The organism is Pseudovibrio sp. FO-BEG1, assembly GCF_000236645.1.
Classification (GTDB): domain Bacteria; phylum Pseudomonadota; class Alphaproteobacteria; order Rhizobiales; family Stappiaceae; genus Pseudovibrio.
The window spans coordinates 4257861-4280873 of record NC_016642.1; the positions used below are offsets into that span (position 1 = coordinate 4257861).

Consider the following 23013-nt stretch of genomic DNA (forward strand, 5'->3'; position numbering starts at 1 on the left):
CAGTGTTTAAAACAACGCTGAAATAACTGGAGGAAGTAATGAAAAATGCTCTGTTGGGGACTGTAGCTGCGCTCTCAGTTCTAGCCGCCACGGCTGCGCATGCGGAGTTTGAATACAATCAAACCGGCTATTTGCGTATCGGAGTTGGTCAAACTGAAGGCGACAAGTTCACTGCAATGCAACTAAACGGGGCTTGGAACAAGTACCGTCTTGGGAACGAGTCTGATTTCTATGGTGAGTATGGCGTAGGTGGCAAATATACCTTCGAAAATGGAAGTGCCTTGGTTGGCGGTGTCCGCGCGCATGTCGCCGGTGACAACAACGACTTGATCGTTGATGGCGAGTTCGACGCCAATGTTGCAACTCGTGAGTTCTGGTTGGGATACAAAGGCCTTGGTAAAGGCGCTCTCAGTGACAGTACAGTCTGGGTTGGTCGCCGCTTCTATAAGCGTAAAGACATCCACATCACCGACAACTACTATGAAAACTACTCTAACTGGGATGGCTTTGGCGGTGGTCTGGAAGATGTAGATCTCGGCTCCGGCAAACTTTCCGTTGCTGCTTTTACAAACGGAGATCGCAATACCCATACTCTGGACGCTAGATTTGAAGGCATTCATCTTGGAGAAGATCTGATAGGTGAAATCGGTGCGGCTTACTCCATGACCACTGGCGACGCCACTGGCGATGACGGCGCAGCGCTTCGTCTACATTTGCAAAAGAACAACATTTTCGGCGGTTACATGAAGGCCAGCCTGATGCATGGCTTCAACGCTGCCTCCGGCTTTTCTGCAGATGGCTGGAGTGACGCTGAAGATCGCTCAATTACACGTGCTCAGATTCATGGTCTCGCATCCATTACCGACGAAATTGAACTCTTCTACACCGCTTGGCATCAGCTTGATCGCAACAATGGGGACAACACAAACTGGTCTTCAATAGGCATTCGCCCGCAATACAACATCAATGAAGACTTCAACCTTCAGCTTGAGTTGGGATTGGATCACGTTCACACCGAAGATGAAAGCCGGACTCTCGGCAAAACCACCTTCGCGGCGGCATACACCTTTGGTGAATCTGGTTTCTGGGCGAGACCACAGCTACGCGCATTTGTAACATATGGCGCATGGAGCAAAGCTGGCGCGGTAGGAAATACAGATATCTTCGAGGACAAGAAATCTGGAACAACCTACGGCCTTCAGTTTGAAACCTGGTTCTGACGTATTGGGGCCCCAGTGGCCCCAATTACCTCTGTGGCATCACCCGTAATCTTTCAGTTCCATCGCTCATCTTAGCTTACCTAATAAACTTGATTTTAACTTACTTACGCAGAGGGGGCCATGAGTTGCCATTCGGGTAGCTCCATCAAGGGTTGAGACACGTTCACTCGAAGGCTTCTTCTATAGCTCTTATCTGGACAGTTCGTTGAAAATTGCTTGCGCTACAGCATAGTCTATTCGATGTTTCGAATGTGGGGTAGCGCTAATGAATCTAGCTATTTCGTGAGGAGCAAAAGAAAAATTCTTTGGGAGGTCGAGTTTTTTCTTTGCGGTACCATCGGCTGAGTTACACTGATCGCAGATTACAGTTTCGGGAAATCGTCCAGTCCCTTGCCAACGATCACCTGAATGATCGTGGTGGCGATGTAAAATGGCTTTCCACCCCATAAATGAACCGGGTTTGTTGGGGAACCTTTTCGTCCACCTCATCAATTGGAACTTTGAGCGATTGCAAGAAGGACACACATAGCCTTCTCCAACTTCCTTCCATAAGTTTCGACAGTGAAGCCCATCATATTGGCAAAACTCTGTCAATGTAGGAACTCGAATTTCGTGGGTCAAATAGGTCGCTCCTTTTGCGTCCTCATTTCTGTCTGTTCAATATGGATCTCTAATCTACGTTTTTCATTAGCTTCTAAAACCCTGCCAAAAGCCGTTGCCCGTTCCTTCCTTAGATTGTCTCCTTTACTGATTTCATCAGATGTTACCCACCCTTTTGACATCATTGTATCGGCAACGGAACTTGGATCGTCACTGTAAACGACAATTGCCAAACTTTCCTCAGCTCTTGTGCATGTTACATATAATAGGCGGCGCGTGCGATCGAAGGTTGTCTCTTTACCTTCACGCTCATTTTTTAGATCCCGATCGGACTTGGCCCTAGCTCCCAAAAGCTTTTCATAAGACGCAAGGCCTTTGAATCGGGTCAAGCCATCATCTGCAATCACCATCACGCGCGGAAACTCTAGTCCTTTTACACCTTGATGCGTGCCGTAAGGGCTAAGATCTAGAACATAGTCACGATACTTGGAAACCTCAGAAAACCGAGCGCGAAGCGCGACTGCCCAAGCATCCACGCGGTCGTCATTCGTCGGCTCGAACTCCGCATTGGGACTAAAATCAAGGCTACTTAGAGATTTGAGGACCTCAGGTATCTCAAATAGTCCTGAGGCTGCCACGGACTTAAGTACATCGCCGCAGCTTGGATCTGCATCGTCAACAAAGAGTGCGGTTAGATCTTTTACGGCAAATCTGGCTTTTCCCAATCCAGATAACTGGCCCTTCTGTGTTATCGAAAGCGATGACTTCGAGAGCAACGGAGAGTGCTTCCGCAAGATTGCCATCAAGCCAAAGGCGTCCCCCGAGTTATTATGTTCAATCACTGGCAGAATACGTTCTGAGAACAATCTCATTGAAGCTAGAGTTCCATCTCTAAAGCTTGTTTGAAAGCTGTCTACTTTATCGAGAGGCTCGAAAAGACCAGAGAATCCCAATCTCGCTGCAGCCATGTGACGTTCAATTGTCAACGTCTTAACTGCAGATGGCACACGCCATTTCTCATCAGAAGTGATTTCTGCCATTACTAAACGAGCATCAGCCTCAAACTGCTCACGGTCGGTGCCTTCATTAGGGGCAATGAAAACGTGAACAAATCCACCAGCGCGATCTGATCGTGGTCGCTGACTGCGCTTATCCGCATCTGCTCGAATGCTGTTTGCTAAGTCAATGATCCGGGCTCGACTTCGGTGGTTCATTACCTTCGCTGGTTTATCCCAGCGCTCTGGGATACGATCAACGAGATCAGGCAGACCATGCCCATAGATACGTTGCATGGTATCGCCAAAGAGCCCTAGTGCCAACTTGCTTTGGTGAGCCTTTTCAAACTCTAGCAGTGCCAACATGAATGGCTTCAGTGTATCCTGGCTCTCATCGATAAGGATAAACGGATATTTGCTAAGGACAATTTTTTGAAAGGTCTCTTTTGACATCAGGAAGCTAGATGCCATGGCTATCACTTCATCATGACTGAGTGAGGCACGGCCAACATTGTCCCCATTAGGATTGTAGGTGAAGTGATGAATATTGGGGAGCTCTTCAATACGTTTCTTTTTTGACGCGATTTGCTTTTTACGTTTGTCATGTTCTTTACCTGCGCGGCCCTTCGCATGCTTCTCTTCGATTTTCGCAAGATCAGCTGGTAGTTTTTCTTCGAGCAGCCATTTGCGGATATCATGATTACGGCCCTCAACGAGGGACCATGCGAAGCTGTGGATGGTCTTCACATCGAATATAGGGTCACTGTTGACACGCCTCAGAATTTCATCGCAGGCGACATTCGTGTAGGTGATAACTGCGATTTTCCGACCTCTGCGACGTAAGTCACTGCCGATGATGTCAGCTAGGGTTTCCAATACGGATTTAAGTGATCGTGTTTTACCGGATCCCGCTCCAGCGAAAAGGAAGAAGCTCTGGGGTTTATCGAGACACAGAGCATCTCTGATTGCTTCATCCGCTGGATTGTCGCGATTATTATCATCTACGATCTCGATGTGTTCTTCACTCATGTTGCATCTCCGGCGTTGAGACGCTTCTCGAGCCAGCTTAAACCCTTAGCAATGTAAGGGGGCGCGACTAGATCATCGATATTTTCAACACTCAGGAGATCAAGGGCAAACGCGGCCTTCTGTGGTGATTGCGACAGTCTTTGGTAAAGGCCTTCAACCAGCCCTTCAGCTGTTTTGGACGAACTAGCGATCTTAGCAAAGGCATTGCTCATGCTGACACCGGACATCTTTTTTACGATGTCTAAATTCGCCAGAACAAGTGCATCTTCAAATGTACTTGGAATGAGATTTACAGTGTTAGTGTCGTCTTCGCATTGCACAGACTGGTCGCGTTGATAGACAACGCCAGTGTATCCAAAACCGCCCACGCATAACTCGGGAACATCATCGGCTGCCAACAGATCGTCCACGATAGTGAGTTTAGGTAACCAACTTTTCAGCACACTATTGGCCGTCTCATACGCTGCACCGTTGGAAGGGAGTACGCTTTTGCGGTTGTTTTTCGGGTCAACGGCATCAAGATCGGAAATAATCAACGTAGGAATCTCGAGAAGCTCGACCAATGGCTTCAACCGATGCGCATGGCTTCCACCAATTTCGAGTAAAGAGATATACCTTTCAGCCAAACCCTTATGTGCCTGCGAAATAAAATGAGGCAGTAAGATACGTTCTGCTGCACCCTCGATCATGATTGCCCCGTCCGCAAAGAACAGATCACAGTGGGTTGTGCGAAGATACCGTTTCGCAAACCTCGTTGTTTCGTCATCGGTACCAAACAGGCCGGACAGGTTGGCAACATCTGAGGTGGCGACGCAGTCGGGCTTAGCCGGCTTACGTTTGAAATATCGTAGGTCTGCGAACTCGACCTCATGCGCGATATGACTGGAGTGGGTGCTCACCACAAGCTGTGTCGAAAATGGTGAGGCATCATCTTTCAATAACTCATGGTTGCGCAGCACGCTCATCGCCCGGCGCATAAAGACTTGTTGGACTTGCGCATGAAGATGGGCTTCAGGTTCTTCGATCAAAACCAACTGGAGCGGAGCAATCAGTTCTCGCTCTAAACCGGTACTGGACCTCGCATGTTTACCAACGAGCATCCAGTCATCTCTGAATCGCATGAGAAGGAACACCATGGAGATGAGGTTTTGAAAACCCAACCCATTGTAGTCCTCTGGAAGGCGCAATGGTGTTGAGTCACCGGAAATGTCATACTGAACCGCAGACGGATGATTTAGGCCATCAGTCGGTTTGATGCGTGTCGAGATCAACATTTTCGGGTTAGCGATGCCTGGATAACCAAGCGTTTCAAGCTCTCCAATCGCAGCGGAGAACCCTTGTTGAAGACGCTCGTCGAAGGTTTTCTGCGCTGTATGGAAAGCACCTAGTGCAGAAACGTCTTCCTGCGTGGGGTCCTTGTCAGGATCTAGGTGCTGGCGATAATACGCTTGCAGTTGATCCGACAGTTTGCGCTTAGATGTAGGAGACCTATCTTCCGTGTCATCATCTCTCGAAGGCTTGGCATCCGAAGCATCTGCAAAGCCACGCTGCGCTTTGATTTCTCTAATTTGAAATAGACCAGAAAATGGATTAGGCCCTAGTCCTTGCGCCGTTTCCGGTAGCACTTGAGGCTGGAGCACAGTGGTTTCTCCATCTTGTACAACGGCCGGTTTATCTGGGTCGAGCAGATAAGCATTAAGTGTGAACAAGCTTGACATCCGTCGATCTAGGAAGTCTTGCAATGACTTTGGCCAAAGTGAAAAATCACCTACTTTGTCGGCGTGTGTCTTTGCGTACTCTACCAGTCGATCCAAGGATTTTTTTCGAGCTTCCCGATACTCATTAAACACATCGGCAAAGGTCTTCGGTTCAAGTCGGATACGAACACCCAGAAGGCCCGCCTTCCACTCGAGAGTTGGGATGAGATGGGCAACGTGGTGAAACTCGTTGTCGGAGACATGCAGCCATACGTCCATGTATGGTAGCTCAGCAATTAAAGGGTGAAGCTCAGGTTCGACTCCTTCCTCCATCCAGCTGCAGGCAATAGCTTCTAACCGTTTCCAGTTGGATGCAGTAACATCTTTGGCAGTTATCCCACCCCGGTCTTTGAGAAAGCACCGCAATGCGACCATAGCAGACGTTTTACCGCTGTTATTTGCCCCAACGAGCAGTGTTTGGCTGCTAGAAAAATCAAGTTTGGCCTTGTGAAGTTTTCGGAAGTTATAGACTTCAACACTTTGGATTTTCATAAATAGCTCACCTCACAATTTGCAAATGCCACACGCATAAATAGCAAGGTGGCATTGTAACTCATGCCATGTTCGAACTTTAGCTTCAATCTCCTGGAATATTTTCCCTTGAATGACCACTTCGACGATGACGCTATTTGGAATTCGCGTTCATAGAGAATGTCAGATTTTCGCCCTCAGCATCAAGCTGATCATGTTCAATCCCAAGTTGATGTCTCGCTCTAGATTAGGCAGTTCCGTAACTAAGCGAATGGCCGGTATTGGTCAAAAGCCTCATGCAGAGCTCGTAAAAATCCAACTCCCCCTCCTAATGCCAGTAGCGGAACTCTCACTCACCTCCTTCCAACCCAGCCTCAATCCGCTCCCCAACCGTCTCTGACAACACACGGATCGGATGCGCATCGTGGTTCACATAGCGGTTGGTGATGGTCACGTTGCGGTGGCGCAGCAAATGACTGATAAGGAAGGCATTGCTGCCTGCCTGGGCTGCGAAGGTGCCAACCGTGTGGCGTAGATCGTGGATACGCACATCAGGGATGCCTGCATGATAACGTACGCGCTGCCATGCATTCTCCACCAGCTCCTTGGAGATATGTCGTGTTGGATCATTGATCCGAGCCAGCACATATGGAGAATCCTCTAGATGAGGAATATCGGCAAGGATATCGAGAACATTCTCACTCACCGGGTGTGGTTTGCGCCCGTCGCCTTTCTTGGAAGGTAAAGCAATTGTGCCCTGGTCAAAGTCCACATGATCCCATTCAAGCGATGCGATCTCCATGAGCCTCGCTCCAGTGTAAAGCAGCAACTTCAGGCAATAGAGCGCCATCGGGTTCACAGGCGTCCGGCGCTTCTCAATATCGTGGCGCAGATGCTTGCGGTTCTCTGGCTTGGCTTTGATGATCCAGGGCAGCCCCTCCTTCTCAGCAATCTTCAGCGTCTTGCCCAAACGCTGTAACTCATCACCTGAAAGAAACCGATCCCGCTCATTCTCCTTGTAGCGCTTAACGAGCCGCACCGGATTGCTGTGCTCAGGCCTCAAGCCCCACACCTCAGCAAGATTGAAAGCCTTCGAGATTATCGCCAACACATGATTAGCCTGCCTTGGTGTACGCCTCATAGATCGATGCAGCTTGGATATGTCCTGACGAGTTACAGAAGCCAATTTGGACTTCCCAAGAGGCTTACGCACACAACGATCCAGAATGCGCCGGATCTCAATGAGCGACTTCGGCTTATTGTGCACTTCCACATGTTCAGACAGATACATGTCGAGCAGATCATTCACCGTGGGAGCATGCCGGATGACCTTGCGGTGCACCGTTGGATCTTCCCCGTTGCGTACTTTAGCGAGAACTTCGATAGCAAGCCCCCTCGCCTCATCGGGAGTGAGACCACCATACTTGCCAAGCGTCATTCGACGTGACCGGCCTTCCAAGGTGCGATACTGAACTACAAACGACTTGTGCCCACTTGGCATCACCTGCAGGCCAAACCCAGAAAGCTTGCCATCCCACACGAAGTACTTTTTCGCCTTGGGCTCAGCAGCATCCACAGTTCGCTTTGTAACGTTGGGCATCAGGCACACCTCTCCTGCTGACGGCCCATGACAAGAACCATCACACATGCAAAAATGTCAGTTGAAAGTATTCCCCGTTTGCTGCTGTTTCTGACGGCCTGACAGCTTGTGACGACCTTCCGGGCTTTTCTGCAGAGCCTGTGCAAAACAGGCGTCTAAACCCTTATAGGTCAGCTTGCAAATGCCTACCATTCTGTGTCAGCATATTGTAAGCAAATGTACGAGTTTCGCAGCGAAATGCAAGGTAGGCAGGAGCAAATAATTTTCTACAACTCTTTGATTCATAGTACTGAATCGCAATAGGTCGTAGATCATCGCCAGATGCAAAATGCAACTTGTAATCAGAGGGGCGCGGGTTCGATCCTTGCTGTCGGCACCACCTTCGTTTTCGATTTTACGAGAGTATTTCAAAGCCTCCCTCTGGAGGCTTTTCGCTTTTCTACCTAAGCACTTTCTTAAACGCAAACAGCTTCCCTCACACTACCTCTCATCATCCAAATCAATCGGCTCGCTGTCGAACGAGAGGCCGGGAACCAGTGTCGCATTGCCATCCTTGTCCTTCTTCCCAGACAGTGAGAGATAAAGAGTTCCAAGTGAGCCAACCTCTCTGATCTCAAAAAGATAAGGATCCTCTGGAGTTCCCTTCCCGATTGGGTGATCAATTTTGCCGGTGACGAGTCCAACCAGGGCTGCGCCCCAGGCCTTGAGGGTTTTGCGATTGCCAGCCACTTTTTGCATCCAGTCTGCGATGGTTTCAGGCACATCTCCGCCATTCGTGATGAGAGACAGCCAATCGATGGCGGGCACCTCTCCCAGATCTCCTACATGGCCACCAAAGCCGATCGCTGGAAAGAGAAGCGGGTTCCATTCCCTGAGTATTTCAGCGGGATCATCCACGGCCTTATCAGCATCTGTTCTCAACGCGTGCAAGGCGTCCTTCAAACAGGTATTGAGATCCTTATTGATTGTCTTCAATTGCTTACGCAGCTGTGCGACCGGGTCTTTTAGCCAATCTTTGTTGAGCTTGTACTCTTTTGGGTCTTTGCCCTCCGGGATCAACAGACCGACAAGAAGCCCAAACTCCAAAGTGGCAGCATCCAGCTCATGTGCTCCTATTGTTTTTCTCATGTCAACTTCCTCGCAGTATCTGCATTAGACATCATGTGAGGAATGACGGGAGCCAGACTGCTCCGTGAGGCAAAGTATCAGCAAGACGCCGATCATGGTTAAAGAACTCAAAGTAGAGCCCTAGCAGGACGTAGGGTGACAGCAATGAAAACCGCTAAAACTCTCTGAGAACTCTCAGGTTCTGCTTAGGTACAGACTTACCCAAACTTCAAGAGGCAACGCCAGTCGCGGTATTTTTTGGGTAGATAATATTTACAAGTATTGCCCGAGGCACAAACATACGCTCCCCCAAATGAGGAGGCCTGTAATGAGCTTAGAAAATCCAAATGCTGGTGAAGACGTCAATGCTCTTGAGGGGATCATGAGCACCTATCAGTCAGAAATTAGAGACAACACCATTTTGCAGGCTGAGCTGGCCAAGCTGAAAGACTATTTGGAACACAGCGGCGAGCATTCGCTGAAAGAGCGGCTGCAAGTCTTTGAGCACATACTGGAAGAGCTTCAGGAGAACTCAGGCGATCATCTGCGCATGACGGAGGAAAGCCCACAGCTGGACCATCACGAAATGGAAAGCAACCGTCATTTGGATGAACAGGAAACCCTGAGAGACGCGCTCAACCGCTTCGGCTCCCGCTACCTCAACTAAGCACACAATGCATAGGCAGTGCCGCGTACGACCCAGCACGTAGCACTGCAGTTTTGGATTGACCATCACAGCCCTTCGTATCATGCCTGAAAGCAGGACGCGGAGGCCGCCATGCATGTGCTGCGAGATCTTATTTTAGAAAACGAAAACACCCTGATAGATCGCATCTTCTTTTACGCAAAAAATCAGGGCTACACCCAATATACTGCAACACTTCGGGAAGCATGGCGCGTATCTGTTGAGGGCCTCTCAAAGTCCATTGTGAAAGCAATGGAAGCCTACGATACGCCTCCAGAAATAGATGTCAGCTCAGACTTCTCCTGCCACCCCTTCGCTGCATTTGGCGTAGAACAAGCCAAAAGCCACCGATCCAGAGGAGTAACATTGGGTTACTTCCTCGGCCTGACAAAATACTACCGCAGCGCCTATATGGATCTCATTGAATCTCAAGGTTTTTCAGAGACTGAGAAAGCTCGGTACCGATCTTATCTACTACGCTACTTCGATTTCATGGAACTTGGTTTTTCGACGGAATGGAGTGGTGTTGCAGAAGAGAGAAAGCTACATGAAGCCTACGAAGAAAACCGCCGTATCACCAACGAGAAAAATAAGTACCTCACCATTCTGGAAAGCCTGAGCGATCCTATCGTGCTGATGGATGAGAATGGCAAGGTCAATGACCTCAACTATGCGGCACAGGCAGTCTTTTGCGGCCTGCAGAACACCAAGATCAAGTACATCAACGAAGCAACGCGCGATGTGCTGACCAATCAGCTGCAGCCCTACTTGCCTCAGGAACTGGAGAGCTGTTTTACAGATGTCACGCTCGATACCGCTGTTGGTCCACGCGTCTTCGACATCCGTGCCCAGCACATCGTAGATTTCAGCCGCAAGTTTCCCGGCATGATCCTTATCCTCAACGATGTCACCGATCATAAAAAGGCAAAGGAAGAAGCCGAAGCGGCCAACAGTGCCAAGTCCACCTTCCTCGCATCCATGAGCCACGAAATCAGGACGCCTTTGAATGGGGTTCTTGGACTGGCAGATCTCCTGAAGGACACAGGCCTTAAGCCAGAGCAGCATCGTTATTTGGACGGCATCATATCCTCAAGTGAGATGCTGCGGTCCATTCTCAACGATGTGCTGGACTACTCTAAGGTGGAAGCAGGCTCTCTGGAGTTAGAGACAGTCGACTTCAAAATCCGGCAAGTCATCAAGCAAGTGGTGGATCTGACAAGGCAGCAAGCCGAAGACAAAGGCCTTGAACTGCTGATCGACGTCCACGCACATGTGCCTGAAATCCTGCGCGCCGATCCGACTAAAATCCGGCAGGTCCTTCTGAATTTCGTCAGCAATGCCATCAAGTTCACCAATGAAGGCTCCATCACCATCAGCGTGCATATCCCCATAAGCCAGATCAGGCACACACGCTGTCTGCAGATCATGGTGAAAGACACAGGCGTGGGGCTACCAACAGGTGATCACAGCTACCTGTTTGAACCGTTTGTGCAGCAAAACGCAGCCACCAATCGGCTTTATGGCGGAACAGGCCTCGGTCTCGCCATCTCAAAACGCCTCGTGAATGCTATGGGTGGTGAGATCGGCTGCAAAGCAAACCAGACGCAAGGTGCAATCTTTCACTTTACAGTACCATTTTACGAAGCAGATCAGACCGTTAGCATCATCGAAGACAAGCAAGATACCTGGAAGCCCAAGAAGTTGAAGATCCTTCTAGTGGAGGACAACAAGGTCAATCAGCTTGTCACAGAAGGTTTCTTAGAAAAGGCAGGCCACATCTGTTTCACAGTGGCAAGCGGTGAAGAGGCTTTGTCTCAGCTACACGAACATCGCTTTGATTTGGTGCTGATGGACAACCGCATGCCTGGCTTAAGTGGGACAGACACCATCGCCCGCATTCGCGCATCCCACTACCACCATATCTCCAGCATTCCTGTCATCGTTCAAAGCGCCTGTATCTTCCTGGCAGATATTGAAAAGAGCTTCACCGCTGGCGCCGATGGTTTCCTCGGCAAGCCCTACTCTCAGGAAGATCTGGAAGACGCCATTGCCTCCTGCCTTTCCGACAGAGCCATGTTCGCACGCAAATCCCGACAGAGCCTGCAGGAGCAACCAACAGAACTCATTGATACAACAGTGTTACGTGGTCATTTCGACATGTTGGGAGAAAACCGCGCAAAACGCATTGTCGATGCATATATGCAAACGTCGCGCTACTTCATTCCAGAGCTACGCAACCTCATCGCAACGCAAAATCTGCCCAAGATCAGAGACAAAGCGCATAGCATGAAAGGCGCATCTTACAATGTAGGTCTCACTCATGTCGCAAAGCTCTCCGAACAGCTGGAACACGCCGCTCAAAAGGAAGAGAAGCATAAAATCATAGAGATTTTCAGCGCTCTGGAGGTCAGCTACACGGCCTCAAAGCACAAGTTGAATGAAACCTGGCTCAGCTGCCTTACAGAGGCGTCAAGCTAAACTCGACGTCAGTGCGCACCAGTAAACACGTAACCAACCCCATGCACAGTCCTGATCAGGCTTGGGTCTTTGGGATTCACTTCGATTTTGCGACGCAGCCGGCCAATAAGCACATCGACCGTGCGGTCACTAGGATCCCACTCCCGGTGGTTCAGGTGATCCAGTAGATTATCTCGGGTCAGCACGCGGCCTTTGTTCTCGACCAACGCGGAAAGAAGCTCAAACTCGCCGCGTGTCAGGCGCACATCCTCCCCTTCCGGCGACTGCAGCCCACGTTTGTCCAAGTCAAGAGACCAGCCCGCAAAGCTCAACACACGCTCATCAGCAACAACCGGTACCCGCGCAGCTTTCACCCGGCGCAGCAGGTTCTTGGAACGAGCCAGCAACTCGCGCGGATTGAACGGCTTGATCACATAGTCGTCCGCTTCCATTTCAAGCGCAACAATGCGGTCTACCTCATCCGTACGACCCGTCACCATGATGATCCCCACATCCGACTGCTTGCGTACTTCTTTCAGCAAGGTCAGGCCATCATCATCCGGCAGCCGGATATCAAGCATGATCAAGTCAACATCACCGCCTGCAAACACCGAACGCATTTGCGCACCATCTTCTGCTTCAGAAACACGGTATCCTTCGGTCTCAAAATATCCGGAAAGAGCGACGCGGCTGGTCAGGTCATCATCAACGACCAGTATATGTGCCTTGTTTGTCATATGCTTGTTGTCGGCTTGTGTGTTTACATCATGTTTACACCATTCTACACCCCGTTCATATTTCCTCCAAACGCTATTTACAACCTTAGTCTAATTCTCTGAGCATTGAACGGACCGACTTGTCCGAGAGTGCAAAAGAGATAAAAGATGAAAATCTGGCGACTCCTGCGGACGAAAACCGCAATATTTCCAATAAGCTTATTACTCATCGGCGCATTTGCGGGTGGCATTGTGTTCTGGGGCGGCTTTCACACCGCGATGGATTACACCAACACACTGGACTTCTGCGTCTCCTGTCACGAAATGCGCAGCACGGTCTATGAGGAGTACAAGAAGTCTCCCCACTTCTCGAACGCATCCGGCGTTCAGGCGGTCTGTTCAGATTGTCATGTACCCAAGGAAACCTACCCAAAGATCCTCCGCAAGATCAAAGCAGCCAAAGAGGTCTACTCCAAGCTCACCGGTAAGATCGACACCAAGGAGAAGTTTGAAGCGCACCGCCTGACCATGGCCAAGAGTGTCTGGGCAGAGATGGAAGCCAACGACTCCCAGCAATGCCGCAACTGTCATAAGCAAAACTCCATGGATTTCGCAAAGCAGCATCCAAAAGCCTCTGAAACCATGCAGAAAGGCTTCAAGGATGGCGAGACCTGCATCTCCTGCCACAAAGGCATCGCCCACAAACTGCCGGATATGTCTCAAGGCTACAAAGCCATGTACGACGAGCTGCAGGCCCTCTCCGCAAACGAAGGCGCAACCTCCGATCATCTTTACGCCATTACCAGCAAGCCTTTCTTCGTTGAGCAGGCCAAAGCAGAAAGCAACGGCAAGAGCGATGGGCGCTTGATGGGTGGCACGGATGTGACTGTGCTTGAGCGCAGTGGTGACCTCCTGAAAGTCCGCATTGCAGGTTGGCAGCAGGATGAAGTCGACCGCGTGATCTACGCTCTCAGAGGACAGCGCATCTTCTCCGCCACTGTCGGCAAAAAGGTCGTCGACAAGATCGAGCGCCTGAAGACAGAAGTGGATCCGGACACCGAACTGACCTGGCATCAGGTTCAGATCGACACCTGGGTTTCCAAGGAAAATCTGATCTCACAGGGTGATCAGCTCTGGGCATACACCAAGGAAATGTACACCGCTGCTTGCTCCACATGTCATGGCCTACGCGATCCAGAGCATTTCCTCGCCAACCAGTGGATCGGCTCTCTCAAAGCTATGAAGCGCTTCATCTCACTAGACAAAGAGCAATACCGCATCCTGCAGAAATACCTGCAGCTCAATGCCAAAGACACAGGTGGGAGTGAAGCTCATGGGTAAGCACGAAACCATCACCTTTTCCAACAGTGACAGATCTCTGGTCTACCGCTGGCTGGCAAGCTTCTTCACCAGCGAAGTGAAAATCGAAACTCTGGAGAGCTACAGCTCTCCGGAGGGCAAAGCCCTGCTTGATGTGTTTGCATTGGCACCAGAGCTCTCCTCTTTCACCAACCAGCTGTCTCAAATGGCGCAGCTTCCAAAAGAAGATTACCAGACACAGGTACTGGATCTGGCAACCGCCTACTCCCGCCTATTTCTTGGTGCTGGAGGTGCGCACTCCGCACCTCCCTATGAGTCTGCCTATTACAACGAAAAAGGCACGCTCTTCCAAAAGCCGACAGCTGACATGAACAAGCTCCTGCAGGACCTTGGCATATCCATTGAAAGCTCTTTGAAAGAGCCAGCGGACCACCTCGGCGTACAGCTCAACGTGTTGGCGGAGTACATCGACAGGGAAGCTCTGGCAGAAGCCAATGGCGATCAGACATCAGCTCAATCACTGCATGAAAATCAGATCTGGTTCCTGTCAAACCATCTGCTCAACTGGGTGCCGTCATTCTGCGAAGGCTGCAAACGCTTTGATCCCTCAGGCTTTTATGAGCAGCTGGCTGCCGCTCTCAACACATGGCTCAGCATGGATCTGGCACGTTTGAACGAAGCAGGCACGACCACCTGACTGTCACCATTTACAACCTGTTTACTCGATTTTACATCCCGTTCAATCAACGCGCGAACCACGTTTACACGCTGTGATTACGGTAACACTCAGAGAAAACGGGCTGTTTTCATCGGGCTACTTGCTCAACTCATCGATTTGTTCTGCCAAAATAAAGGGACAGCAGAGATGTCGAAAATCATTGCAAACTATACGTCTCGTCGTAGCTTCCTGAAGGGCGCTTCCGCACTGGGCGCTCTGGGTGTACTGGCTCCATCCATCTTCTCACCACGCTTTGCACAAGCAGCAGTCAACGGAGAAGTTCTCTCCGGTTGTCACTGGGGTGCTTTCCGCGCAGTGGTCAAAGATGGTCGCTGGACAGAAGTAAAACCTTGGGAGCAGGATCCGCATCCTAGCCACCAGCTGGCAGGTGTTATGGACTCCGTCTACTCACCATCACGCATCAAGTATCCGATGGTTCGCCGCGCTTATCTTGAAAAGGGCCGTGGTGCAGACGTTGAAGACCGTGGCAGCAACGACTTTGTTCGCGTCAGCTGGGACAAAGCGTTGGATCTGGTAGCTCAGGAACTCAAGTACGCCAAGGCAACACATGGCCCACGCAGCGTCTTCACCGGCACATACGGCTGGAAGAGCGCAGGTAAGATCCATAACAGCCGCAGCCTGCTGCGCCGCCTGATCAACCGCGGCCTGCAAATGCCAAATGTCACCCACACCGGCGACTACTCAACCGGCGCTTCTCAGGTAATCATGCCGCACGTCATGGGCACACTGGAAGTCTACGAGCAGCAGACTGTCTGGCCAGTTGTCGTCGAAAATACAGAAGTGCTGGTTGTTTGGGGCGCAGACCCAATCAAGACCAACCAGATTGACTGGCTGATCGCAGACCACGACAGCTACACCTATCTTGAAGAGTTCAAGAAGACCGGCAAAAAAGTCATCTGCATCGACCCACTCAAATCCAAAACCGCAGAGTTCATGGATGCAGAGTGGGTACAGGTCAAACCACAGACCGACGTTGCATTGATGCTCGGCATGGCACACACGCTCTTTGTTGAAGAGCTGTATGACGTCGACTTCATGGACGAATACACCGCAGGTTTCGACAAGTTCCTCCCATATCTGACTGGTGAGACAGATCAGACACCGAAATCTGCTGAATGGGCCTCAGAAATCTGCGGTGTCCCGGCTGATAAAATCAAGGAACTGGCACGCCTGTTCATGGGCAACCGCACCATGCTCACCAGCGGCTGGTCCCTGCAACGTCAGCACCACGGCGAACAGCCACACTGGATGCTGGTCACACTGGCTTCTATGCTGGGTCAGATCGGCCTGCCGGGCGGTGGTTTCGGTCTTTCCTATCATTACTCCAACGGTGGCACACCAACCTCCGACGGCCCTGCTCTTTCCGGCATGAACGACGGCGGCGCGATGGAAGGATCAGTGTCCATTCCGGTGGCTCGTGTTGTTGAAATGCTGGAACGTCCGGGCGAAGAGTATGACTTCAACGGCACCCGCTACACCTTCCCTGACATCAAGATTGCGTACTGGGCTGGCGGCAACCCGTTCCACCACCATCAGGACCGTAACCGCATGATCAAGGCCTGGCAGAAGCTGGAAACAGTGATCGTTCAGGACTATCAGTGGACTGCAACAGCACGCTTTGCTGACATCGTTCTTCCGGCAGCTTCTGCTTATGAACGCAATGACATCGAAGCCATGGGCTCCTACTCCAACAAAGCAACTGTAGCGATGAAGAAGATCGTTGATCCTGTCTTCGAAGCGCGCAGCGAATATGACATCTTCGTTGATCTGGCAGACCGCCTTGGCAACAAGGAAGCCTACACCGATGGTCGTGACGAAATGGACTGGATCCGTCACTACTACGAGCAAGCTCAAAAACAGGCTGCAAGCAAGAACCTTGAAATGCCTGCGTTCGAGAAGTTCTGGGAAGACGGCATCGTCGTCCATCCAGTCTCACAGGCTGCGAAAGAATACATCCGCTACGCTGACTTCCGCGAAGATCCTCTTCTGGAACCACTGGGCACACCAACCGGTAAGATTGAGATCTACTCTAAGAACATCGAAAAGATGGGCTACGACGACTGTCCTCCGCATCCAATGTGGATGGAACCACTTGAGCGCCTCGATGGTCCGGATGCTAAGTTCCCGATCCACGTTAACACCGGCCATCCGAACGATCGTCTGCACTCGCAGCTCAACGGTACAATCCTTCGCGAAGGATACGCTGTTGCAGACCGCGAACCATGCATGATCAATCCAAAAGATGCAGAAGCTCGTGGCATCAAGTCTGGCGATGTCATCCGCATCTTCAACGACCGCGGCCAGACACTGGCAGGCGCTATCGTCAGCGAAGACATCATGCCAAACGTCATCCGCCTTTACGAGGGTGGCTGGTATGACCCAGTCGAAGGCGGCAAAGTTGGCAGCCTCTGCGCATACGGTGACGTCAACACCCTCACCCCAGACCTTGGCACCTCCAAGCTGGCACAGGGCAACTGCGGCCACACCGTCATCGCTGACTTCGAAAAATTCGAAGGCGAACTGCCAGACGTCAAAGTCTTCACAGCTCCAACAAACGGATAAATCAGGTTCCGTCACAACACCGAAAAGGGCTGCTCCGCGCAGCCCTTTTTTCTTGCCTGCTCGATGTTCTCGCAGTGCATTTAAATCGAGATTTAGGTCAATCTCTCAGCTTTCAATAACTGTCATCACACCGCATCAAAGCCAGCCATGGCCAATATGGTAGAACGAAAACTGCAATAGTTCTGCGGGGAAGCGATGACAGAAAAACAGCAAAATACATCAGCCCACACTCAGGAAAAGATGGCCCGTCGTTATGATGACGGACGGGAGCATAAGCACAACAAAGATCATTTGGAGTACGAGCGCGGTCGTAAGAGCCATCCGGCCACTCAACATGGCGGTGATCCAGAAGGCCACAAACACCCGCATAAAAGCCGCGCCGGAAAAGGTCATTCGGATAACGGCCACCACCGCACCAAAATGCATGACCACAAAGAACACACCAGAGAGCATCACAAGAAAGACATTCACTGATCTAGCACTCAGCAAGTACTTTCGATGTGTGTTCTCCTAGTCTCACAAAAACACCCCGGCCATTTCTGACCGGGGTGTTTTTTTAATTTCTAATGTGAGATGCGACTAGCTGCCGAGCAGACCGCTCAACATCACCCAGACAACTGCCAGCGGGGCAACGATCCGCATGATCCAAGTGAACGCTGCCATCCACTTGAAGTTCAAAGAACCATCATTACTCAGCTCTTTGCCCATCTTCTCAAGCACGATCCAACCTGCGAACAGGGAAGTCAGAATACCACCGATTGGCAGAGTGTAGTTGTCGACCGCATAAACCATCAGATCAAAGAAGTTCATGCCGAACAGCTTGTACTCACCCCATACACCCAATGCGAGGGAACAAGGCACGCCGATCAGGAAGATCAGGATACCAACCACGATCGCAGACCACTTGCGCTCAATACCGTACTCTTCTGCAAAGTAGGCAACCGGAATAGCCAGCAGAGAGATGGAAGAGGTCAGCGCTGCGATCAGCAGCATCGCGAAGAAGATGATCTGGAACACGTAGCCGCCAATCATCTCACCAAACACAGCTGGCAGAGTGATGAAGGTCAGGCCCGGACCTGCACCTGGATCCATGCCGAAGGCAAACACAGCTGGCAGAACCAGCAAGCCACCCAGCACGCCAACAAGCGCCGCCAAGAACACCACCCAGCAGGATGCATTCGGAATGTCCGCGTCTTTGTCCAAGTAAGAACCATAGGTGATCATTGCGCCCATACCCAGAGACAAGCTGAAGAACGCCTGACCAAGAGCTGCGCGAAGCATCTCACCATTCACCTGAGACCAGTCCGGCACGAGGAAGAACTCAATACCTTCCCATGCACCCGGCAGGGTCACACTGCGCACCACCAGAACCATCAGGAGAATGAACAGCAGAGGCATCAGAACTTTAACAGAGCGCTCAATACCCTGCGCAACACCTGCAATCACGATCCCCATGGTCAGAACCATGAACACGCCGTGATAGAAGATCGGCTCCCAAACCGCAGAAACTAGCCCGCCGAACTGCGCTTCCAGCAGCTCAGGCTGAGCGGATTCAATGGTGCCTGCAACACTCTTCACCAGATACGCAATCGTCCAGCCGCCGACGACGGAGTAGAACGACAGGATCATGAAACCCGTGACCACCCCGATCACACCTGTGGTGGACCAGAGGCTGCCACCCAGCGCGCGGAACGCACCCACAGGGTTCTTCTTCGCTGAACGACCAATGGCGATTTCTGCCATGATCAACGCCGCGCCGATGGTCGCCATGATGATCAGATAAACCGCCAGAAAAGCGCCGCCGCCCTGGGTACCTGCCAGATATGGAAATTTCCAGATATTACCGAGACCGACTGCAGACCCTGCAGCAGCCATAATGAAGCCGAAGCGGCTTCCCCATTGCTCACGTTTCATTCTTATTGTTGCCAATCAACATGTGATGGTTTGTTTCAATCAAGCGCAAAAGCTTGAAATGAATTCGTTGTTCCAGCTCTTTTGATGAAATTTTTAGCCTTGTTGACCTGACAGATTGTCGCAGGCAAAACTACGTACCCGAAAAAATAAGCGTTTTCTGCGAGTGCAATTATTGGGTGAGATCAAAAACTGGCCACATGAACTCATATTTTCCGATAAATAGGCACACCACACCCAAGAAACGCAAATTATTAGCAGACTCATTCAATTATTGAATTAACCACGATATATGAGCGCAATTTCCTGTCCTCATATGCGGCCCACAGGTTTTTTCGTCGCATGCCCTGCTGCTGCACCCCAAAACCACAATTCAGACACAAAAAAGCACCGCCAGAACGGTGCTTCTTTTTCTCGTTGGGACGATCATCAGGCCTTATGCTTGAGGCCAGCGTCCCCTTACACTGCGATACCTGGCCTGCTTTTCCTCGTCCAGACACACCATCTCACGCGGCAATCTGGCATTCATGGAATGCACCCAGTAGCGCTTTAGCTGCCTCAACATAACCCAGTTCCTTATCAAGACCATCTCGGGTGAAGGGACCATGCCCAACAAGCACATCTTCCTCCCTCATCCGGCCCAGATTAAGTCAAACTACGCATGACCTCAGAACAGCATTAAAAAAGGCCACCAAAACTGGCGGCCTTTTCATTGTTTTTGAGCGAAGCTTTATACGCCGAAGATGGAATGAGCCATCACGTAGATGATTGCGATTGGCGCAAACACACGGCACATCCACTTCCATGCGATCAGATAGGCAAACGGACGCTCACCTTCATTGGTCACTTCTGCAGCAAACTTGTCATAGCTCACCCAACCAGCAACTAGACAGGTCGCAATCGCGCCCAGTGGCAGGAAGTAGTTGTCTGTGAGGTAGCCAAGGAAGTCGAAGAAGTTCAGCTCAAAGAACGTGACATCGCCCCAGACGCCCAGCGCCAGAGAGCTTGGAACACCAAACAGGAAGATCACAATGCCAACCCAGATGGTCGCTGCCTTACGGCCCACGTTGAACTCTTCGCAGATGAAAGCAACCACAACCTGCAGCAAGGAAATTGCTGAGGTGATCGCGGCTACAAACAGCAGCAGGAAGAAGCAAAGCTGAATGAAGGTGCCAAATGGCAGCTCAGCAAAGATCGCTGGCAAGGTGATAAAGGTCAGGCCTGGGCCTGCAGCCGGATCCATGTTGAACGCAAACACAGCTGGCAGAATAAGGAAGCCAGCCAGGATCGCGACCAAGAGATCGAGGCCAACAACCCAAACAGCTGCGTTTGGAATGCTCTCTTTGTTACCCAGATAAGAACCATAGGTGATCAAGGCACCCATACCCAGTGACAGCGTGAAGAACGCCTGCCCCAGAGCAGCGGCAACCATGTCCGGGTTCAGATGCGACCAGTCAGGAACGAGGAAGTACTCGACACCTGCCCAGGCCCCTTCGAGGGTCAGAGAACGAACCACCAGCAACGCCAGTAGAATGAACAAAAGCGGCATCATGATCTTGGATGCCTTCTCGATGCCACCGGAAATACCGTTGATCACGATCAGCACACCAATCGCCATGAAGGCACCGTGATAAATGATCGGCTCAACTGCATCTGTCACCAATGCACCGAAGTGTCCCTCAAACTCCGCACCGGAGTAACCAGCAAAGCCACCGGTTAACGTCTTAACCACGTAAGCAATGGTCCAGCCGCCGACAACGGAATAGAATGAGAGAATAAGAAACGCGGTCAAAACCGCCATGAGACCAAAAATCGACCAGCCTGCGCCGCCGACACGCTTGAAAGCGCTGAATGGGTTGGCTTGAGCCTGACGGCCCAGCGCAATCTCCGCGATCATCACACACAAACCAATCGCGATCAAAAACGCAATGTAGACCACGAGGAATGCCCCGCCGCCTTCTGCGCCAACCAAATACGGAAATTTCCAGATATTACCTAATCCAACCGCTGAACCTGCAGCAGCCAGAATGAAGCCGATACGACTTCCCCAATGCTCTCGTTGCATGTGACCTAAGCCATTCTTTTTTGATTTTGCTTAAGTGTATTTTGAAATCAACTTTCACAAGTTGCCCGATTCTAGCAATATATCGCCAGAGATACACCCCATTTATGCAACAGAGTTTCTCATATATGACTATTGGGTGTCACGATGCCCATAAAAAAGTAATACTGATTACTACGCGGCATATGGTGAGATTAACTCAATAAGATAAGTAGTATTGATTACTTTAGCTCTACAGCAACCAATACTACCGCTGATATATCTTATACTCAATTACACTGAGAACAAGAGTTCGGCCAAAGAGTCGTGTTACAAAGGGACTGAATATTGCTGACAATCGCATCAGCACCAGCTGCCTTTGCGCTCTGACAGGCACCATTTGCGTTGTTAACAGACAGCTTGCCATTGGCCACCACGGAGAGCGGGAAACTCATATTGGTGCGCTGATAAACCAGCGTGTTCTGACCACACTTGATCATTGGCATTGGGCCACCCGCACTGCTTCCATCCGCATAGAGCGCTGTACCGCGGTTACAATACTGGGTCATGGGAGGAGTGACTTGTGTGTCGCTGCCCTGAGCATAGCTTTCAGAGGCGACCATGAAAGTACCGGCCAGCAGAAGGCCGAGACACCAAAAAATACGCATTTTTCTTCCTTCTCGTTGGTCCCACCTCCTACGAAATCATGGCAGGACAATCATAAGGACGAAGCATGCGCACTTTTGTGAAGAAAAAGGCCACCGGGCACGAAACCCGGCAGCCTCCTATTCAAACCAGCATTATCAGTGCTTTGGTTACTCAGCCGCTTCCATTGCAGGCATCTTCGTAGCAACCGCTTTCTGCGCGGCGGCATACTCTTCAGAAAGACGGGCAACCAGATCACCAGCAGTGCCGATGGTCTTCACCGCACCAATACCCTGACCGCAACCCCAGATCTCTTTCCAGCTCTTCGGCTTACCGGACCCACTATTAAAGTTCATGGTCTTTAGATCGCCTTCAGGCAGATTATTCGGGTCCATACCGGCATTCTCGATGGAAGGCTTCAGATAGTTGCCGTGAACGCCCGTAAACAGATTGGAGTAGACAATGTCCTCTGCCCCACTCTCAACGATCATCTGCTTATAGCCCTGCTCCGCATTCGCTTCCTCAGTCGCAATAAACGCAGAGCCGATGTAAGCCAGATCAGCCCCCATCACCTGAGAAGCAAGGATGGACTGGCCAGTGCTGATGCTACCAGACAGCAGCAAAGGACCATCAAACCACTCACGGATCTCCTGAATAAGCGCAAACGGAGAGGTCGTCCCCGCATGCCCACCTGCACCTGCAGCAACAGCGATCAGGCCATCAGCTCCCTTTTCAATCGCTTTATGCGCATGTGTGTTGGTGATGATGTCATGCAGTACGATACCACCATAAGAGTGTACCGCATCAAACACCTCTGGCCGCGCACCAAGAGAGGTGATCACGATCGGCACCTTGTACTTCACACAAAGCTCCACATCATGTTCCAGACGATCATTGGAGCGATGCACAATCTGGTTCACGGCGAACGGCGCAGACGGCTTATCCGGATTGGCGGCATCATAAGCTGCCAGCTCTTCCGTAATCTGGATCAGCCATTCTTCCAGCTTTTCCTTTGGACGCGCATTAAGAGCAGGGAACGATCCAACAATCCCCGCCTTACACTGAGCAATCACAAGGTCTGGATTACTGATGATGAACAATGGACTGCCAACAACTGGCAGGCGAAGTTTACTCTTCAAAATATCTGGCAAAGCCATT

General features: G+C 50.9%; 16 protein-coding genes. 7 read left to right on the forward strand and 9 right to left on the reverse strand.

Going from position 1 to position 23013, the window contains the following annotated elements; all coding sequences use genetic code 11:
* Positions 1–38: 38 nt before the first annotated feature.
* Complete coding sequence (locus PSE_RS19180; protein ID WP_014286334.1) at positions 39–1220, forward strand: carbohydrate porin; 1182 nt, start codon at positions 39–41, stop codon at positions 1218–1220.
* A 617-nt stretch (positions 1221–1837) separates the two neighbouring features.
* Here PSE_RS19180 and PSE_RS19185 read toward each other — a convergent pair.
* From PSE_RS19185 to PSE_RS19200, 4 genes are all read right to left on the reverse strand, one after another.
* Positions 1838–3844: a UvrD-helicase domain-containing protein gene (locus PSE_RS19185; RefSeq protein ID WP_014286336.1), complete on the reverse strand. Its 2007-nt coding sequence runs from the start codon at positions 3842–3844 to the stop codon at positions 1838–1840.
* Complete coding sequence (locus PSE_RS19190; RefSeq protein WP_014286337.1) at positions 3841–6093, reverse strand: AAA family ATPase; 2253 nt, start codon at positions 6091–6093, stop codon at positions 3841–3843. The genes PSE_RS19185 and PSE_RS19190 overlap by 4 nt, the downstream gene beginning before the upstream one ends.
* 328 nt (positions 6094–6421) lie before the next feature.
* Complete coding sequence (locus PSE_RS19195; protein ID WP_041768685.1) at positions 6422–7672, reverse strand: site-specific integrase; 1251 nt, start codon at positions 7670–7672, stop codon at positions 6422–6424.
* Between the two features lie 480 nt (positions 7673–8152).
* A complete protein-coding gene (locus PSE_RS19200) occupies positions 8153–8800 on the reverse strand; it encodes a hypothetical protein (RefSeq protein ID WP_014286340.1) in 648 nt (215 codons plus the stop codon).
* Between the two features lie 307 nt (positions 8801–9107).
* On the opposite strand from PSE_RS19200, the gene PSE_RS19205 reads away from it, so the two are divergent.
* Positions 9108–9446 carry a hypothetical protein gene (locus PSE_RS19205; RefSeq protein ID WP_008547559.1) on the forward strand — a complete coding sequence of 113 codons (339 nt, stop codon included), beginning with the start codon at positions 9108–9110 and terminating at the stop codon, positions 9444–9446.
* 111 nt (positions 9447–9557) lie between these two features.
* Positions 9558–11942: an ATP-binding protein gene (locus tag PSE_RS19210; protein ID WP_014286341.1), complete on the forward strand. Its 2385-nt coding sequence runs from the start codon at positions 9558–9560 to the stop codon at positions 11940–11942.
* Between the two features lie 8 nt (positions 11943–11950).
* On the opposite strand, the gene PSE_RS19215 is transcribed toward PSE_RS19210, so the two are convergent.
* Positions 11951–12658: a response regulator gene (locus PSE_RS19215; protein ID WP_014286342.1), complete on the reverse strand. Its 708-nt coding sequence runs from the start codon at positions 12656–12658 to the stop codon at positions 11951–11953.
* 147 nt (positions 12659–12805) lie between these two features.
* On the opposite strand from PSE_RS19215, the gene PSE_RS19220 reads away from it, so the two are divergent.
* From PSE_RS19220 to PSE_RS27045, 4 genes are all read left to right on the forward strand, one after another.
* Positions 12806–13978, forward strand: a complete 1173-nt coding sequence (locus tag PSE_RS19220; RefSeq protein ID WP_041768686.1) for a NapC/NirT family cytochrome c — start codon at positions 12806–12808, stop codon at positions 13976–13978.
* A complete protein-coding gene (torD, locus tag PSE_RS19225; protein WP_014286344.1) occupies positions 13971–14654 on the forward strand; it encodes a molecular chaperone TorD in 684 nt (227 codons plus the stop codon). The genes PSE_RS19220 and torD overlap by 8 nt, the downstream gene beginning before the upstream one ends.
* A gap of 168 nt (positions 14655–14822) precedes the next feature.
* Positions 14823–17258 carry a trimethylamine-N-oxide reductase TorA gene (gene torA / locus PSE_RS19230; protein ID WP_014286345.1) on the forward strand — a complete coding sequence of 812 codons (2436 nt, stop codon included), beginning with the start codon at positions 14823–14825 and terminating at the stop codon, positions 17256–17258.
* A 195-nt stretch (positions 17259–17453) separates the two neighbouring features.
* Positions 17454–17732 (forward strand): hypothetical protein, encoded by a 279-nt coding sequence (locus PSE_RS27045; RefSeq protein ID WP_014286346.1) that lies wholly within the window; start codon positions 17454–17456, stop codon positions 17730–17732.
* 105 nt (positions 17733–17837) lie between these two features.
* Here the strand turns inward: PSE_RS27045 and PSE_RS19240 are convergent, their stop codons facing one another.
* The 4 genes from PSE_RS19240 to PSE_RS19255 form a co-directional block, all read right to left on the reverse strand.
* Entirely contained in the window at positions 17838–19172 is a 1335-nt protein-coding gene (locus tag PSE_RS19240; RefSeq protein WP_041768688.1) for a sodium-dependent transporter, read from the reverse strand.
* A gap of 727 nt (positions 19173–19899) precedes the next feature.
* Positions 19900–21234, reverse strand: coding sequence for a sodium-dependent transporter (locus PSE_RS19245; protein WP_014286350.1), 1335 nt, complete (start codon positions 21232–21234; stop codon positions 19900–19902).
* Between the two features lie 266 nt (positions 21235–21500).
* Positions 21501–21878 (reverse strand): hypothetical protein, encoded by a 378-nt coding sequence (locus tag PSE_RS19250; RefSeq protein ID WP_014286351.1) that lies wholly within the window; start codon positions 21876–21878, stop codon positions 21501–21503.
* Between the two features lie 147 nt (positions 21879–22025).
* The gene (locus PSE_RS19255; protein ID WP_041768689.1) at positions 22026–23012 is read right to left on the reverse strand and encodes a nitronate monooxygenase family protein; all 987 of its coding nucleotides are present in this window, start codon (positions 23010–23012) and stop codon (positions 22026–22028) included.
* Between the last annotated feature and the right edge of the window lies 1 nt (position 23013).

Coding starts and splice junctions, on each gene's coding strand:
- PSE_RS19180 (WP_014286334.1), top strand. CDS start 39: ATGAAAAATGCTCTGTTGGGGACTGTAGCTGCGCTCTCAGTTCTAGCC.
- PSE_RS19185 (WP_014286336.1), bottom strand. CDS start 3,844: ATGAGTGAAGAACACATCGAGATCGTAGATGATAATAATCGCGACAAT.
- PSE_RS19190 (WP_014286337.1), bottom strand. CDS start 6,093: ATGAAAATCCAAAGTGTTGAAGTCTATAACTTCCGAAAACTTCACAAG.
- PSE_RS19195 (WP_041768685.1), bottom strand. CDS start 7,672: ATGCCCAACGTTACAAAGCGAACTGTGGATGCTGCTGAGCCCAAGGCG.
- PSE_RS19200 (WP_014286340.1), bottom strand. CDS start 8,800: ATGAGAAAAACAATAGGAGCACATGAGCTGGATGCTGCCACTTTGGAG.
- PSE_RS19205 (WP_008547559.1), top strand. CDS start 9,108: ATGAGCTTAGAAAATCCAAATGCTGGTGAAGACGTCAATGCTCTTGAG.
- PSE_RS19210 (WP_014286341.1), top strand. CDS start 9,558: ATGCATGTGCTGCGAGATCTTATTTTAGAAAACGAAAACACCCTGATA.
- PSE_RS19215 (WP_014286342.1), bottom strand. CDS start 12,658: ATGACAAACAAGGCACATATACTGGTCGTTGATGATGACCTGACCAGC.
- PSE_RS19220 (WP_041768686.1), top strand. CDS start 12,806: ATGAAAATCTGGCGACTCCTGCGGACGAAAACCGCAATATTTCCAATA.
- torD (WP_014286344.1), top strand. CDS start 13,971: ATGGGTAAGCACGAAACCATCACCTTTTCCAACAGTGACAGATCTCTG.
- torA (WP_014286345.1), top strand. CDS start 14,823: ATGTCGAAAATCATTGCAAACTATACGTCTCGTCGTAGCTTCCTGAAG.
- PSE_RS27045 (WP_014286346.1), top strand. CDS start 17,454: ATGACAGAAAAACAGCAAAATACATCAGCCCACACTCAGGAAAAGATG.
- PSE_RS19240 (WP_041768688.1), bottom strand. CDS start 19,172: ATGAAACGTGAGCAATGGGGAAGCCGCTTCGGCTTCATTATGGCTGCT.
- PSE_RS19245 (WP_014286350.1), bottom strand. CDS start 21,234: ATGCAACGAGAGCATTGGGGAAGTCGTATCGGCTTCATTCTGGCTGCT.
- PSE_RS19250 (WP_014286351.1), bottom strand. CDS start 21,878: ATGCGTATTTTTTGGTGTCTCGGCCTTCTGCTGGCCGGTACTTTCATG.
- PSE_RS19255 (WP_041768689.1), bottom strand. CDS start 23,012: ATGGCTTTGCCAGATATTTTGAAGAGTAAACTTCGCCTGCCAGTTGTT.